16 protein-coding genes and 2 tRNA genes are annotated in these 14,181 nt (G+C 72.1%); 12 read left to right on the forward strand and 6 right to left on the reverse strand.

The features are described from left to right. A partial coding sequence (locus H5J29_RS05575) for a benzoate/H(+) symporter BenE family transporter (RefSeq protein WP_181779832.1) occupies positions 1-771 on the reverse strand: 771 nt, incomplete at its 3' end. A 172-nt stretch (positions 772-943) separates the two neighbouring features. On the opposite strand from H5J29_RS05575, the gene H5J29_RS05580 reads away from it, so the two are divergent. Then, positions 944-1,471, forward strand: a complete 528-nt coding sequence (locus tag H5J29_RS05580) for a helix-turn-helix domain-containing protein (RefSeq protein WP_312858075.1) — start codon at positions 944-946, stop codon at positions 1,469-1,471. A 144-nt stretch (positions 1,472-1,615) separates the two neighbouring features. Beyond that, positions 1,616-1,933 carry a hypothetical protein gene (locus H5J29_RS05585; RefSeq protein ID WP_181779833.1) on the forward strand — a complete coding sequence of 106 codons (318 nt, stop codon included), beginning with the start codon at positions 1,616-1,618 and terminating at the stop codon, positions 1,931-1,933. Here the strand turns inward: H5J29_RS05585 and H5J29_RS05590 are convergent. Next, positions 1,921-3,087: a glycoside hydrolase family 16 protein gene (locus H5J29_RS05590; RefSeq protein WP_181779834.1), complete on the reverse strand. Its 1,167-nt coding sequence runs from the start codon at positions 3,085-3,087 to the stop codon at positions 1,921-1,923. The two genes, H5J29_RS05585 and H5J29_RS05590, sit on opposite strands and share 13 nt — an antisense overlap. Before the next feature lie 562 nt (positions 3,088-3,649). Here H5J29_RS05590 and H5J29_RS05595 point away from each other — a divergent pair. Further along, positions 3,650-4,312 carry a response regulator transcription factor gene (locus tag H5J29_RS05595; protein ID WP_312858076.1) on the forward strand — a complete coding sequence of 221 codons (663 nt, stop codon included), beginning with the start codon at positions 3,650-3,652 and terminating at the stop codon, positions 4,310-4,312. A 63-nt stretch (positions 4,313-4,375) separates the two neighbouring features. Here H5J29_RS05595 and H5J29_RS05600 read toward each other — a convergent pair whose 3' ends face one another. Then, positions 4,376-4,648 (reverse strand): GlsB/YeaQ/YmgE family stress response membrane protein, encoded by a 273-nt coding sequence (locus H5J29_RS05600; protein WP_181779836.1) that lies wholly within the window; start codon positions 4,646-4,648, stop codon positions 4,376-4,378. A 292-nt stretch (positions 4,649-4,940) separates the two neighbouring features. Here H5J29_RS05600 and H5J29_RS05605 point away from each other — a divergent pair, with 292 nt between their 5' ends. Beyond that, positions 4,941-5,216 (forward strand): GlsB/YeaQ/YmgE family stress response membrane protein, encoded by a 276-nt coding sequence (locus H5J29_RS05605; protein ID WP_181779846.1) that lies wholly within the window; start codon positions 4,941-4,943, stop codon positions 5,214-5,216. 59 nt (positions 5,217-5,275) lie between these two features. On the opposite strand, the gene H5J29_RS05610 is transcribed toward H5J29_RS05605, so the two are convergent. Both H5J29_RS05610 and hisC read right to left on the reverse strand, forming a co-directional pair. After that, a complete protein-coding gene (locus tag H5J29_RS05610) occupies positions 5,276-5,650 on the reverse strand; it encodes a DUF4870 domain-containing protein (RefSeq protein ID WP_246393532.1) in 375 nt (124 codons plus the stop codon). A gap of 34 nt (positions 5,651-5,684) precedes the next feature. Beyond that, a complete protein-coding gene (hisC, locus tag H5J29_RS05615; protein WP_181779837.1) occupies positions 5,685-6,743 on the reverse strand; it encodes a histidinol-phosphate transaminase in 1,059 nt (352 codons plus the stop codon). Between the two features lie 56 nt (positions 6,744-6,799). On the opposite strand from hisC, the gene H5J29_RS05620 reads away from it, so the two are divergent. From H5J29_RS05620 to H5J29_RS05645, 6 genes are all read left to right on the forward strand, one after another. Beyond that, a complete protein-coding gene (locus tag H5J29_RS05620) occupies positions 6,800-7,486 on the forward strand; it encodes a dienelactone hydrolase family protein (protein WP_181779838.1) in 687 nt (228 codons plus the stop codon). 60 nt (positions 7,487-7,546) lie between these two features. Continuing rightward, positions 7,547-9,532, forward strand: a complete 1,986-nt coding sequence (locus H5J29_RS05625; protein WP_181779839.1) for an acetoacetate--CoA ligase — start codon at positions 7,547-7,549, stop codon at positions 9,530-9,532. A 54-nt stretch (positions 9,533-9,586) separates the two neighbouring features. Then, positions 9,587-9,676: transfer RNA gene (locus tag H5J29_RS05630), tRNA-Ser, on the forward strand. Positions 9,677-9,739: 63 nt separating this feature from the next. Further along, positions 9,740-9,812, forward strand: a tRNA-Arg gene (locus H5J29_RS05635). Positions 9,813-10,676: 864 nt separating this feature from the next. After that, positions 10,677-11,096, forward strand: a complete 420-nt coding sequence (locus H5J29_RS05640) for a PPOX class F420-dependent oxidoreductase (protein ID WP_181779840.1) — start codon at positions 10,677-10,679, stop codon at positions 11,094-11,096. Between the two features lie 311 nt (positions 11,097-11,407). Further along, positions 11,408-11,848 carry a DUF7144 family membrane protein gene (locus tag H5J29_RS05645; RefSeq protein ID WP_181779841.1) on the forward strand — a complete coding sequence of 147 codons (441 nt, stop codon included), beginning with the start codon at positions 11,408-11,410 and terminating at the stop codon, positions 11,846-11,848. Positions 11,849-12,037: 189 nt separating this feature from the next. On the opposite strand, the gene H5J29_RS05650 is transcribed toward H5J29_RS05645, so the two are convergent. Then, on the reverse strand, positions 12,038-12,421 hold the full coding sequence (locus H5J29_RS05650; RefSeq protein WP_181779842.1) for a hypothetical protein: 384 nt from the start codon (positions 12,419-12,421) through the stop codon (positions 12,038-12,040). A gap of 156 nt (positions 12,422-12,577) precedes the next feature. Here H5J29_RS05650 and H5J29_RS05655 point away from each other — a divergent pair, with 156 nt between their 5' ends. Both H5J29_RS05655 and H5J29_RS05660 read left to right on the forward strand, forming a co-directional pair. After that, positions 12,578-13,297, forward strand: coding sequence for an FHA domain-containing protein (locus tag H5J29_RS05655; RefSeq protein ID WP_181779843.1), 720 nt, complete (start codon positions 12,578-12,580; stop codon positions 13,295-13,297). Continuing rightward, on the forward strand, positions 13,294-14,181 hold an 888-nt coding region (locus H5J29_RS05660; RefSeq protein ID WP_181779844.1), incomplete at its 3' end, for a protein kinase domain-containing protein. The genes H5J29_RS05655 and H5J29_RS05660, both read left to right, overlap by 4 nt.

Below are 14,181 nucleotides of genomic sequence, written 5' to 3' on the forward strand. Positions count from 1 at the left end.
GCCGAAGGGCACGGCCGCGAGGGTCGCGAGCCCGGTCGTGACGAGGATGCCGCGTAGCCGCGGGGCGTAGCCGTACTGCGCGAGCACCGCCATGCCGGGCACGTTCTGCGAGGCCATCGTGACCAGGAACAACGGCAGGCCGATCCCGACGAGTGCGGCGGGATCGAAGGTCGGCGTGGTCCAGACGAACGAGGGCGCGAGATCCACCCCGGCGAGCCCGGGCCCGGTTACCGCGATCAGGGCGATCGCCACCACCAGCGCCGCGAGCACCGCCCACTGCCGTGCGAACCGCGCCGTCACCGCCCAGACGATGATGACCGGCGCGGCCAGCAGGGGAACCTCGGCCAGCGCCTGGACCGGCGCCAGACACAGCTGCAGCAGCACCCCGGCGAGCATGGCGCCCGCTATCGGGCCCGGGATCGCCGCGATCAGCCTGCCCAGCGGACGCACCAGCCCCGCGACGACGATCAGCACCCCGCACAGCAGGAACGCCCCCTCGGCGGCCGCGAAGCCGCCGTCGGGCACCCCGGAGGAGATCAGCAGGGCCGCACCCGGTGTCGACCAGGCGATGCTGACCGGCATCCGGGTCCGCAGCCCGAGGATGACGGCGACGATCCCGGAGCCGACGGCCACCGCGAGCAGCCCCGAGGCGGCTTGGCCCTCGTCCGCGCCCGCGGCCCGCAGGCCGGTCAGCACGACCGTGAACGACCCGCCGAACCCGACGATCGCCGTGATGACGCCGGCGAGCACCGGCCGAGCGATCCCGCGCACGCAACCCTCCTGACCCTCGTCGTCCGCCGAGCGCACGCCCGCGGCGCCCACCCGCGGTGTCCGACTCGCGCGTCGAAACCGTGGGACTCGCGGGGCGGGGTGTCCGACTCGCGCGTCGAAAGTGGGGGACTCGCGGGTGTTCCGTTTACGGAACGATGGCAGGATAGCCCACGTGGATGCCGCACTGCCGGACGGCGCCGCCCACGTCGGGCCGCGGGTGCGGGCGCTGCGCTCGGCGCAGGGGATGTCGCTCTCCGAGCTCGCCCGCCGGGCCGGCCTGGGCAAGGCCACCCTGTCCGGCCTGGAGGCCGGCACCCGCAACCCCACGCTGGACACCCTGCACTCGGTCGCGGCCGCGCTCGGCGTGGCGTTGACGGCGTTGGTCAGCGAGAGCACCCGGATCCAGGGCGCGGCGGTGGCGATGGACCTGCTGCGCGTCTTCGACGACGGGCCCGCCACTTACGAGCTGTACCGGATGCGGATCCCCGCGGGGGCCGCGCAGACCTCGCCGCCGCACCACGCGGGCGTCACGGAGCACGCGACCGTCTTCGCGGGCGAGCTGCGGGCGGGCGCACTGGACGCACCCGGCACGGCCGGGCCGGGCGGGTATCTGGAGTGGACCGCCGACACTCCCCATGGGTACGCGGCCATCGGAGGGCAGGACGTGCACGCCTCGCTGCTCATCCGGTACCCGCGGTGACCCGCGAACGCCCTGTGACACCGCACGATCACCGTACGTAGAACGGGGGAGGAAGTTGCCCCGATCAGCCTATCGTCTCGCTAACGAAGCGAGACTGGTGATCGACAGTCCGGGTGAGAGCACCCCCAGCCGGACGGACCGACGATGACCCTTCAGCAGAGCTGGACCTTCGAGCCCGAGGCCGACGAGACCCCGACCGAGCGGCTCGTCCCGCTCCAGCCCGTACGCCGCCGGAGTGGCCCCACGACCTGGGCGGACTCCGCCTCCCGCGCCCGCAGGCGCCACCGGCACCGCCGGTTGAGCAAGGCGCTGGCGACCCTCGTGCTCCTGGCCGCGCTGACCGCCGCCGCCGTGATCTGGCAGCTGGCCGGTGGGCGGCCCCTCGAGCTGCTGCGCGAGGGGCTCACCCTGGTCGAGCCCGCCGTGGACGGGCTCCGGCGCCTGGTGGGTCAGGTCGCGTAGATCCGCATCCAGTCGACCTGCATCTGGGCGTCTCCGGGGCCGCCGTCGCCGGGGAAGTAGTCCAGCTGGATGGTCGGCGCCATCTTGCCCGGCGGGTTCGTGTTCCCGTCCGTGCTGCGGAACCACTCCTGGCCGTCGATGTAGCCGATGACCCCGCCCGCGGTCCACTCGACGGCGTAGTTGTGCCACTGGGTGATGTCGAGCGCCTTCGTCTCGGACACCTGGTTGTTCGCGGCGCCGTAGTGCAGGAAGAAGGACACGTCGTCCGCGGCGCTGTTGGTCTCGGCGAAGTCCACCTCGCCACCACGCGGCCACTCGATGTCGGTGGGCCACAGGATGAGCACCGGGTGGTACTGCGCGCTGCCCGCCGGGAACTTCGCGCGCATCTCGTAGCGGCCGAAACGCTGCGCGTCGTTGAACATCATGCCGCCGGAGTTGCCGTCGGCGTCCCCGCGGATGGTGAGGACGCCGCCGTTCACCGACACGGCGTCGGGCGTGCGACGGCCGTTGCCGCCGTGGCCCGCGCCGTCGTAGACGCCCCACTTGCCGAGGCCGGCGTCGAACTCGTCGCCGTTGGTCTGACGCCAGCCGAGCCGACCTGCGGCCGTGGTGCCGTCCCCGGCCGAGACCGGGCCCGGGACGCCGACCGCACGGCCGGCGGCGCGGCCAGCCGGGGGAGCGGCGGGCGCGGGGGGAGTGGTCGTGGCGCGGTCCTTCGCCAGGCCGACGACGTCGGCCAACCCACCGGGGGCGGGGATCGGCGCGACGCCGGTCGACGACGGGTTCGGCGCACCCTGCGCCGTGTCCGAGGACACGAGCGAGGCCGACAGGTCCGGGCCCTCGTCCGACACCGGCTGCAGGAGCAGCACGACCATCGTCCCGACCAGGAGCACCGCGGCACCCACGGTCAGCGGGGCCAGCCTGCGGACCAGCGACCGCGGCGCCCGACGACGACCGCGGCGCGGCTCGGGGGCCTCGCGCTCGATCACCGTGCCCGGGCCCGTGCTGGGCGGCTCACCGGCGTCGTCGCCCGCGGGAGCGATCTCGTCCGACGCCGCGTCCGCGTGTCCGGCGACGAGGTCCGACACCGCGATGACCGGCATGCCGGTCATCGGGCTGAGCGGCGGCGGGCCCTCGCCCGCCAGGTCCAGCACGGGCAGGCCTTGCGGGGTCGTCTCCGTCGGGTCGGGCGACGCGAGCAGCGTGGCGTGGGTCAGCAGCGCGGGCTCACGTGGGGAGCCGTGGTCCGCATCGGTCGGGGAGGGGAGAGTCGCCGTCGGAGCGGCCGTTCCGGCGGCACGACGACGACGGCCCGTACGCACAGAGGGGGAGCTGTGCTCTGCGGAGAGGCGTGCGACCAGCTCTCGGGGATCGAGCCGGTCCTCCGCAGCGGAGGGTTTCCGTCGCATGATGGGGAACCATATGGATCGTCGTGGGTGGTCACGGGTGAACCTGAGAGCCCGGGTTGCCTCAGCGCGCCGACAGGTCGTCGAACGGCGCTGGAGCGGGTCGAGATCCTCGGAATCACCCGGGATGGTACTCCATTTGGAGTAGCTTCGCTCTCAGGTGACACCGTTCGTCGGTCCCGGACACACCGTTCGGACCGTTGGCAGATTGTGACCGCGCGCGTTTGGGGTCAAGCTGTCGGCGATGCTCCCCGCTGCTCCCCCGGGGGCGACCGTGTTCGTACCGTCGCAGGCGACGGCACGATCATCCGTGCCCCCGTACGCCCCCGTCCTCGTGGCGCTGCCACCGACCGCCGCGTCGGCGTCGGTGCTGCGCTCCCTGCGTGCCGAAGGCATGCGGGCCGATCCGGCAGGAGACGGGATCGCGGTTCTCGACGCGATCCGTGCCGCGCCTCCCGCCCTCCTGGTCCTCGACGTCGACCTGCCCGGTCCCGAGCACGCCGCCGTGCTCGCCGCCGTGCACGCGGAGTCACCGAGCGTCCCCGTCGTGGTCCTCACTCCGCGTGAGCGCCGCAACTCCGTGCTCGCCCAGCTGCGCAGCGATCGGGACGACTACGTCGTGCGTCCGTTCGCCGTGGACGAGCTGAGCGCCCGGATCCGGTTGCGGCTGCGGCTGACCGGCGCGGTCGGGCACACCCTGATCCGCCGGGGCGAGCTGGTGGTGGACACCGAGCTCGGGGACGTGATCGTGGACGGTGTCCCGGTCTCGTTGTCCCCCACCGAGTTCGCGCTGCTCACCGCCCTGCTCGCCGAGCCGGGTGCCACGGTCTCGCACGAGGAGCTGGCCACCCAGGTGTGGTCCGAGCCCGCCTCGGCGAACCTGGTGCAGGTCTACATCTCCTACCTGCGGCGCAAGATCGGCGCGGAGCGGATCCGTACCGTCCGCGGCGCCGGGTACGTGCTCAAGGGCTGAGGGTCCCCGGACACGACGAAGGCCGCCCCCGGATCCCCGGGAGCGGCCTTCGTCGAGCGTCGGTCAGGCGTGCGAGCGCGACCGCCTGCCCACGATCAGCCGGTAGACGGCCAGCAGGACGACCGCGCCCACGAACGCGATCAGCCAGGTGCGGAACTCCCAGAAGCTCCCCGTGCCGACGCCGAAGGCGGCGGAGCTGATCCAGCCGCCGAGCAGGCCGCCCACGACACCGATGATGCAGGTGACGATGATGCCGCCCGGGTCCTTGCCCGGCATGACCAGCTTGGCGAGCGCGCCGACGATCAGCCCGACGACGATCCATCCGATGATGCCCATGTGGTTCCTCCTCGCGGTCGCTCCGGGTTCTCCGGGCAGGCCGTTGTCGTTACTGGCAGCCGGATGCCCGGTGATCGTCTGACGCAAACGGACCGTGATCGGATCGTTCCCCGACGGGCGAACGGTGTCCCCCGGTCGGCCCCACGGCCGAGCGACCGGCAGGCGAAGGCTGGATAACACTTCGGCGGCAGACGCCGTCGCCTCGCGCCGTCCCGTCCTGATCTCTGCTAGTCAGGTGCTCCGTCGGGCAGCCGTGGGGAGCAGCCCGCCTTCCGTGAGGAGCACCGTGACCATCTCGTTCTGGGGCATCATCTGGACGATCATCATCGGGCTCGTGCTCGGTGTGCTCGGCCGGCTGATCCTGCCGGGCAAGCAGAACATCCCGATCTGGCTGACGATCCTCGCCGGTGTCGTCGCCTCCATCGTCGGCTTCCTGATCGCGAACGCCCTCGGCGTGGCGACCACGAACGGCGTGGACTGGATCGAGCTGATCATCAAGATCGTGCTCGCCGTCGCGGCCGTCTGGGGCGCCACCGCGCTCTACGGCAACCGGGGCGCCAGAGCCTGATCGCACCACGACCACGGCCCCGGACCAGTCAGGTCCGGGGCCGTCGTCGGTTCAGGGCGTCAGCGGACCAGGCGCAGCGTGAGCGGGTAGCGGAAGTCCACGCCCTGCGAGGCGCGCACGGTCCCGAGGATCACGCACACCACGTAGAAGACCCCGTAGAGCGGGAGCAGGACCAGCCCGATCCCGACGAAGATCAGCAGACCGAAGACGACCGTGTAGACCAGCGCGTTGAGCTGGAAGTTCAGCGACTCGACGGCGTGTCGGCGTACGAACGGCGAGTCCCCGCCCTTCACGAGCAGGACGATCAGCGGCGCGAACAGGCCCAGCGCGAACCACGCCGACACGAAGCTGAGCACGTGGGAGGACATGGCCCAGTTCCGCTCGTCGTCGCGGGGCAGCAGCGGCCCCCCGCCGGAGGGATACGGGTAGCTCATACCGCCATGGAACACCCGGCGCGCCCGGCCGTCATCAGGGAGAAACCCTGAACGACCCGGCGGCGGCCAGGAACCGGTCGTCCTCCTCCGGGGTGGTCACCGTGACCCGCACGCCGTCCGGGTGGAACGGCCGGACGACCACACCCTGGGCCAGGCAGTGCGCGGCGAAGTCCGCCGTGCGCTCCCCGAGGTGCAGCCAGACGAAGTTCGACTGGGTCTGCGGCACGGTGAAACCCGCCGCGAGCAGCGCCTCCCGCACCCGGACCCGCTCGCCGACGGCCTCCTTGCACGCGGCGAGCAGCTCGCCCGCATGGTCCAGCGCGGCGATCGCGGCGGCCTGGGCGAGCGAGCTCACGCTGAACGGGGCGCACACCTTCCGCAGCGCCGCGGCGATCTCGGGCGTGGTCACCGCGTACCCCACCCGCAGCCCGGCCAGCCGGTAGGCCTTGGAGAAGGTCCGCAGCACCACGAGGTTCGGGTACCGGTCCAGCAGCGGCAGCCCGTCCGCGGCCTCGGGATCGGTGACGTACTCGTGGTAGGCCTCGTCGAGGGCCACGATCACGTCCGGGCCCACCGCCTGCAGGAACTCCTCGAACTCGGCGCGGTGCACCACCGTGCCCGTGGGGTTGTTCGGGCTGCACACGAAGACCAGCCGGGTGTTCGGGGTGACGGCGGCGGCCATCGCCGCGAGGTCGTGGCGGAAGTCGCCGTCGAGGGGCACGGTGACCGACCGCGCGTTCCCGATCTGCGTGACGATGGGGTAGGCCTCGAAGGACCGCCAGGCGTAGACGACCTCGTCCGTGGTCTCCCGGCAGCTGATCTGGACCAGCTGCTGGCAGAGGCTCACCGAGCCGCAGCCGACCGCGATCCGGTCCGGGGTGACGTGCAGCTCGGCGGCGAGCCGCTCGCTCAGCGCCACCACCCCGAGGTCCGGGTAGCGGTTGCCGCCCGCCGCGGCCTCCGCGATCGCGGCCAGCACCGGCGCGGTCGGCGGCAGCGCCACCTCGTTGCTGGCCAGCTTGAGCGCACCCGGGATCGCCCGTCCCGGGACGTAGGCGGGCAGGGAGTCCAGGTCGGGACGGATGAGGGTCATGGGCGTCACGGTAGCCGGGCCGTCACGCCCGGGCCCACACATGGAAGGGTGGGCCCATGAGTGAGATCCGCACCGAGGCGGTCCCCCTGGTCGACGGCAGCGACCTGCGGCTCACGGTGGCGGAACCCGACGGACCGGCGCGGGGCGGGATCGTCGTCCTGCACGAGGCCCGTGGGGTCACGGACGCCGTCCGCAGGCTCGTCGAGGGGATCGCGGGGGACGGCTGGCTGGTCGTCGCCCCCCACCTCTACCACCGGGACGGCACGGACGAGCTCGACGGCGACCGCGCCGAGGTGGCGGACCACGTCGCCCGCCTCGACGGCGAGCAGGTCATGGCGGACACCGACACCGCGTTCGGCTGGTTGGCCGACCACGAGGTGAGCGCGGACCGGATGGGCGTGATCGGGTTCGACCTCGGCGGCAGCGTGGCGCTGCTGGTCGCGGCGAACCGGCGGCTGGGCGCGGCCGTCACGGTCGCGGGCGGCGGGATCTCCGAACCGCTGGGGCCCCTGCCCACCCTGCTCTCCGCGGCACCAGGGCTGACCTGCCCGTGGCTGGGCATCTACGGGGACCGGGACGACGCCGCGCAGCTCGACGGGTTGTTGGCCGCGGCCAAGGAGTCCGAGGTCGCGGCGGATCTGGTCACGTACCCCGGGCGGGGGCATCGGTTCGACGACGATCCGGCCACCGCCGAGGACGCCTGGCAGCGCATGCTCAACTGGTTCGACTCGCACCTGCGCTGAGGCCCGCCGCTGAGGTGTAGGTCACTGGTCGGACACCCTGTCCTCCGACACGATGTCCCCATGACTCTCGACGCCGACGTCCCCGAGGTCCTCTGGGCCCCGTCTGCCGCCCGGGCGAGCGGCACCGCGATCGCGGAGTTCGCCCGGTGGGTCGGTGAGCACCGCGGCGTCGAGCTGCCGTCGGACACCGACTACGCCGCCCTGCACGCCTGGTCGGTGGCCGATCTGGAGGGCTTCTGGTCGGCGGTCGCGGAGTTCTGCGGGGTCATCTGGCACGACCGGCCGACGGCGGTGCTCGGGTCGCGTGCGATGCCGGGGGCGGAGTGGTTCCCCGGCGGCACCCTGAACTACGCCGAGCACGCCCTGACCCCCGGTCCGGGGCGTCAGGACACCGACGTCGCGGTCCGGTTCAGCCGCGAGGACGGCCTGGAGCGCATCGTCACCCACGCGGAGCTGCGGTCCGCGGTCGCCCGCGCGCGCGCCGGGCTGGTCGCGGCGGGCGTCGGCAAGGGGGACCGGGTCGTCGCGTTGGCGCCGAACTGTGTCGAGACGCTGGTGATGTTCCTGGCCGCCGCCTCGCTGGGCGCGGTGTGGTCCTCCTGCTCCCCGGACTTCGGGGCCCGCGCGGTCCACGACCGGTTCGCCCAGACCGAGCCGTCGGTGCTGCTGGCGGTGGACGGCTACTGCTACGGCGGCAAGCGGTTCGACATCCGCAAGACCGTCACCGCGCTGCAGGAGCAGCTGCCGACGGTCCGCCAGACCGTCCTGGTCCCCTACCTCGACCCGGACGCGACGCTGGAGAACACGACCTCGTGGGAGTCGTTCACGGCGGAGGAGGGTCCGCTGGAGTTCGTGGCGGTGCCCTTCGACCACCCGCTGTGGATCCTGTACTCCTCCGGGACCACGGGGCTGCCGAAGGGGATCGTGCACGGGCACGGCGGGATCGTCGTCGAGCACCTCAAGGCGCTGCGGCTGCACAACGACCTGGGCCCGGGCGAGCGGTTCTTCTGGTTCACCACCACCGGCTGGATGATGTGGAACCTGATCATCGGCGGGCTGCTGGTGGGCTGCGAGATCGTGCTGTTCGACGGCAACCCGGGCTATCCGGACCTCGGCGCGCTGTGGGCGTTGGCGGAGAAGCACGGGGTCACGCTGTTCGGGGTCTCGGCGCCGTTCGTGCAGTCGTGCCTGAAGCAGGGCCTGCGGCCCAAGGACTCCTACGACCTGTCCTCGATCCGCGCCCTGGGCTCGACCGGGTCGCCGTTGTCGGTGGACGGCTTCCGCTGGATCGCCGAGGCGGCGGGCGAGCACATCCAGATCTGCTCCATCTCCGGTGGCACGGACGTGTGTGCCGCCTTCCTCGGCTCCGCCCCCACGGTGCCGGTGTGGATGGGCGAGCTCTCGGCCGCCGCGCTGGGTGCGGACGTGCACTCCTTCGACGAGCAGGGCCAGGACCTCGCCGACGAGGTCGGTGAGCTGGTGATCACCCAGCCGATGCCGTCGATGCCGGTGATGTTCTGGAACGACCCGGACGGCACCCGGCTGCGCGAGGCCTACTACGAGGACTACCCGGGCCTGTGGCGGCACGGGGACTGGGTGCGGGCCACCCCGCGGGGCTCCTACGTGATCTACGGCCGCTCCGACTCGACGCTGAACCGGGGCGGGGTCCGGATGGGCACCGCGGACTTCTACGCCGTCGTCGAGGGCTTCGACGAGGTCGCCGACTCCCTCGTGATCGACACCACTGCGTTGGGGGCCCGGGAGGAGGGAGCGCTGCTCTGCTTCCTGGTCCTCGCACCCGGCGCCACCCTGGAGGAGGTCGAGCCGCGGCTGCGCAAGGCGCTGCGCTCCGAGCTGTCCCCCCGCCACGTCCCGGACCGGTTCGTGCTGGTCGAGGCCGTGCCGCGCACGTTGAACGGGAAGAAGTGCGAGGTCCCGGTGAAGAAGATCCTGGCCGGGGTGGACCCCGCCAAGGCGGTGTCCCAGGGGGCCCTGCAGAACCCCGACGCCCTGACCCCGTTCCTGGAGATGGCCGGGGCCCGGTGAACCCGCTCGACGGCCCTGTGTAGTCTTGTCAGCGCTGGAAGCCGAGAGGCTCCGGGAGGCTTCGCCTAGTCTGGTCTATGGCGCCGCACTGCTAATGCGGTTTGGGGTAACCCCCCATCCCGGGTTCAAATCCCGGAGCCTCCGCACCGGTCAGGCCGACCTCCGGGTCGGTCGGACCACGTAGTACCGTACAACTGCACAAGGCACGCGCCCGTAGCTCAACGGATAGAGCATCTGACTACGGATCAGAAGGTTAGGGGTTCGAATCCCTTCGGGCGCACAGCAGAGAATCTAGCCCTGACCAGCACGAGCGGTCAGGGCTAGACCCTTTTCAAGGGACCGTAGTCGATCTTTGGTCACGGTCTCGGTCACGAGCCTCGCCCTGCACGAGACGGTGCCGATCCCCGCGGCTCGGACCAACTCAGCGGGTGAGCGCGCCGAGCGGAGAGGCCTACCGCGAGGCTGAGAAGGTCCTCACACGGCTCCAGGCCGACGCGGACTCTCCCTAGGTCGGGCGCACCAAGGCGACGGAGGGCGCGCTCCTGGACCGCGGGATGGCTCAGCACGAGATCGATCCCACCACGCGTATGACATACGAGGCGCAGACCCGGATCCACATCGAGCCCGAGCTGGAGTGTGCCGCTCGTGCTGTTCGTTCGCGAGGCCGCCGAGCGAGTCGAGCCGTTCCACGCGCACCTGCGGCGCTGCCGTGGCCTCTGCAACGGCAAGCCGTTCATCGACACCCATGCGATGGACGGCCTGCACGACTGCATGGCAGGCGGCTGTCAGGCTCATGGCTGCACGCCCGACTCCGCGGTCGAGTGTGCGCTCGATCAACGCCGACCTCTCCGGATCCTGCTCGGCTGCGGTGCCGACAAGTCGCCGAGCGCTCATCCTCGGGAGCGACGGTCGTTCTGCCCGAGTAGGTCGGGCGGCCCTCGCAGGTCTCGGCTTGGTCGTCCCCTGTCAGCGGTCTCCGAACCTTGACCCCTTGCGGGACTCTGACATCCAACTCCGCTGGTGCCACGCCGCTCACGGTCGGTGGGACCGGAGTTCCGCGGATGGGCGTTCGTCGGCGCGATGATTCCGGGCTGCGGTCGGTAGGGTGCCGCGTCCCTCTCAATCAAGCGGAAGGAGCTGTCGCATGTCGTTCACCGCTGACGAGATCGCCTATCTGAGCTCGAACGGTGTGGGGCGCCTCGCAACAGTGGATAGCCACGGGCAGCCAGACGTCGTCCCTGTCGCGGTCGAGTTCGACGGTGACGCCTTCTGGGTCGGTGGCGGCACCACCGTCACCGCCACCCGCAAGTTCCGCAACCTCGCTGCCGGCAACCAGCTGGTCGCGCTGGTCATCGACGACATGCCATCGCTGGAGCCGTTCATCGCCCGCGGCATCCGCGTCTATGGGCGGGCCGAGGGCCCCATCGACCGCGTCGGAATGGTCGGCCCGGGAACCTACATGCGGATCACTCCAACCGTCTCCTGGAGCTGGAACCTGGCTGGACTCCCCATCGGTGAGCAGGGGTTCGAACCCACCCGCACTCGCCATGCTCCGTCCAGATGATCGAGCGCTCGCTACTCACTCGCCGTGGCCCCGGTCCTCGGCGGGGAGCTCGCGGCGGGCGCGGGTGCCGGACTGACGACTCAGTGCACTCGTCCGCGACCAGCATGGCCTGCAGCTTGAGCACAGGTACCGGCCCGAGACCTCTCCGCCTACGACCTCGGGTCAGCCGAGCAGGAAGGTGCGGGCCTGCCGGCCGAGCGGATACCGGGCGCCGTCTCACCCGGAGCGGATGAGGACGCGCCGGGTGGGCCGATGCATCGTCGACGCTCAACGCTCCGCCGGGACCCGGAAGGAGCGGATGGAGGGGTCGAATGAGCACGGACCTGTCGAGCTCGAGGCGCGCGTCGCCCTGGGCGAGTGGTCTCATCGTCTTCGCGGGCGGGCTGTTGGCCGTCGCGGGGGTGTTCCAGATCTTCGTCGGGACGGCGGCGCTCGCGCACGACACCCTCTACGACGGGGCACCGCGCTACGTGTTCGCCTTCGACCTGACGGTCTGGGGGTGGGTGCAGCTGCTGACGGGCGTCCTGTCCGTCGCCGCGGGTCTGGCGGCGCTCAGGGGGCAGACGTGGGCGCGGGTCGTCGGGATCGGGTTGGCCGGTCTCAGCATGGTCGTCCAGTTCATGTTCCTCCCGCACTATCCGGCGTGGTCGTCGGTGGTCATCGCGCTCGACGTCATGGTCGTCTGGGCACTCGCCACCTACTCACCCGACGCGGCAGCCGAGGGTGGGCCCGGGGCCGGCACACGTCGGTGAGGGCTCGGCCGCCTGATCGTGTCGGCGACGACGCCGGTCCGGCCGGTCTGGTGGGCCGCGTCCGACCCGGCCGCGTCGGTCCCCTTCACCCGCGACGGGTGATCCCGGGTGGCGGTCGCCGGGGTCGGCTGCCGACACGCCGGAGCGGCCGCCGCGAGGTCGCGGCGGCCGCTCGGCGCGGGGTATCCCTCAGTACCCCTTGCTGTCGCCGCACTTGATCGCCGGGGAGACCGTGCCCAGCGCCACGCCCGGCAGGGAGGGCTTCTTGCGGTTCTTCCACAGGCTCTTGCCCACGGCCTTCCCCGCGCACTCGCCCGCGTCGAGGTACATGCGGCCGGTGTCGGCGAGGGCGTCGTTGAGCCGCTGGTTGTCGTTGATGCCGCCGCCGCGGCAGCCACCGCTCGAGTTGTGGCCGAACGGGCAGAACCCGACGGTCTGGACCTGCGCCTCGACGACGACCGGGCTCGGTGCAGTGACCTGCGGGGCCGTGGTCAGGACGCCCGCGGCGAGCGCGCCGGACAGGCCGAGCACGGCGACACCACGGCCGACGAGACGCATGGGGATGGTGGACACGGGGACCTCCTGAGGGACGGACGATCACGACGCGTCGAGACTCTCCGATCCGGCGTCCCGACGACGGTGCCCGCTGTTCCTTGTGGTCCTGGCCTGCCGGTGGTAACGCCGGCCGCTCCTGCGCGACCTGATCATCGGCTGCGGAACGGGAGACGGATGAGCGACATCGCACCACACGCCGTGGTGACGTGCGGGGCTACCTGGGTGCTGCACGTCGGCGACGACCTGGCCTTCGGCAGGGCGGCGGAGAACCTCCTGCGGATCGGACCCGACGAGCCCCGGATCTCGCGCACGGCGGGCCGGTTGGAGTGCCGAGCCGACGGGCTGCTGATCCGCAACCTCTCCACCAAGCGTGGTCTCTGCGTGCGCACCTACCCCGGCCCGGACCAGGTGATCAAGCCGCGTCAGGTGCGCGGATGGGACTTCACGCGGTTCACCGTGTGGGTGGAGGGTGTGCCCGAGCCTCGCATCGACGTCCGGACGGTCGGCCTCGGCGGGGAGGCGCCGCCGCGGCCGGGCCCCGGCGCGACCATCGGCTTCGACCGCATCCCCCTGCGCAGGCGCCACCGGCGGCTGCTCGCGGCGCTCTGCCTCCCTCCGATGACGGCGACCGGTGCCGCGGCCGAGGTGCCCACCGTCGAAGGCGTGCAGCAGATCCTCGTGAGCTACCGGGACCCGCTGTCGGTGCACACGGTCCGCAACAACCTCAACCACGTGCGGGAGATCCTCAGGGACCAGCACGGCGTCGAGGGGCTCTTCGGCGACCCCGTCAACGCCTTCCGACCGCTCGCCGAATGGGCGATGGCCTCCGGGAACGTCACCGAGGCGGATCTGGACGCGTTGGACCTGCCGCCCGACGAAGGCCCCGACACGTGAGCATCGTGGACCCCTCCACCATCGGTCCGGACGGTCCGGATCCCGCAGCGGCCCGGCCCGTACCCGCGATCGGCACGTGGGTCGGCCCGGCCACGGAGCCTGCGCGCTACGCACTGCTGGAGCGGGTCGGGAACGGCGGCGAGGGCGAGCTCTGGCGAGCCCGTCGCGTCGAGCTCGACGGGCGGCCCGGCGACGTCGTCGCGGTGAAGGTCCACCGGACCGCGGACCGGGCCACGCTCAACGGGATCGCCGAGCAGGCCCGGCTGCTCTCGGGCGTGCCGAGGGACCGGCACGTGGTGCGCGTCGACCAGGTGTTCGACGGCGTGCTCACCCGCGGGGGCCGAGTCGTGTACGAGGACGTGCCCGTCGTGGTCATGGAGTGGATCGACGGTTCGTCGCCCGCCGCCCTCCTCGAGGAGGAGGACGTGTCGGTGGCCGCCCGGCTGTCCTGGATCGCCCAGCTCGCCACGGCCGTCGACACCCTGCACCACGGCACGCCGCCGCTGGTGCACGCGGACATCAAACCGGGCAACCTCCTGGTCGACCGCGCGGGTCGGCTCGTGCTGGTCGACACCGGTGCCGTCGCGCGGGCGGGCGACGGCGAGACGCGCCGACCGCTGCACTCGGCGGGCTGGGCGGCGCCCGAGGTGCGCTCGCGGCCGCGGGCGGGCCGTTCCACGGAGTCCGACCTGTACTCGGTCGGCGCCGTCGCGTACTTCCTGCTGACCGGTGAGCGGCCGGTCCCGGAGGTCGACGGCGAGCCCCTCCGCGAGTCGGCCCAGGAGCAGCGGGCGCGGATGCGGAGGACCCTGCTCGCCACGGGCGTCGTGCCGCGCAGGCGGGGTGTCACCCGGAGCGGCTACGAGCACGAGCGGTTCCGAGAC

This window comes from Pseudonocardia pini, assembly GCF_013870575.1.
In the GTDB taxonomy this organism is placed as follows: Bacteria; Actinomycetota; Actinomycetes; order Mycobacteriales; family Pseudonocardiaceae; genus Pseudonocardia; species Pseudonocardia pini.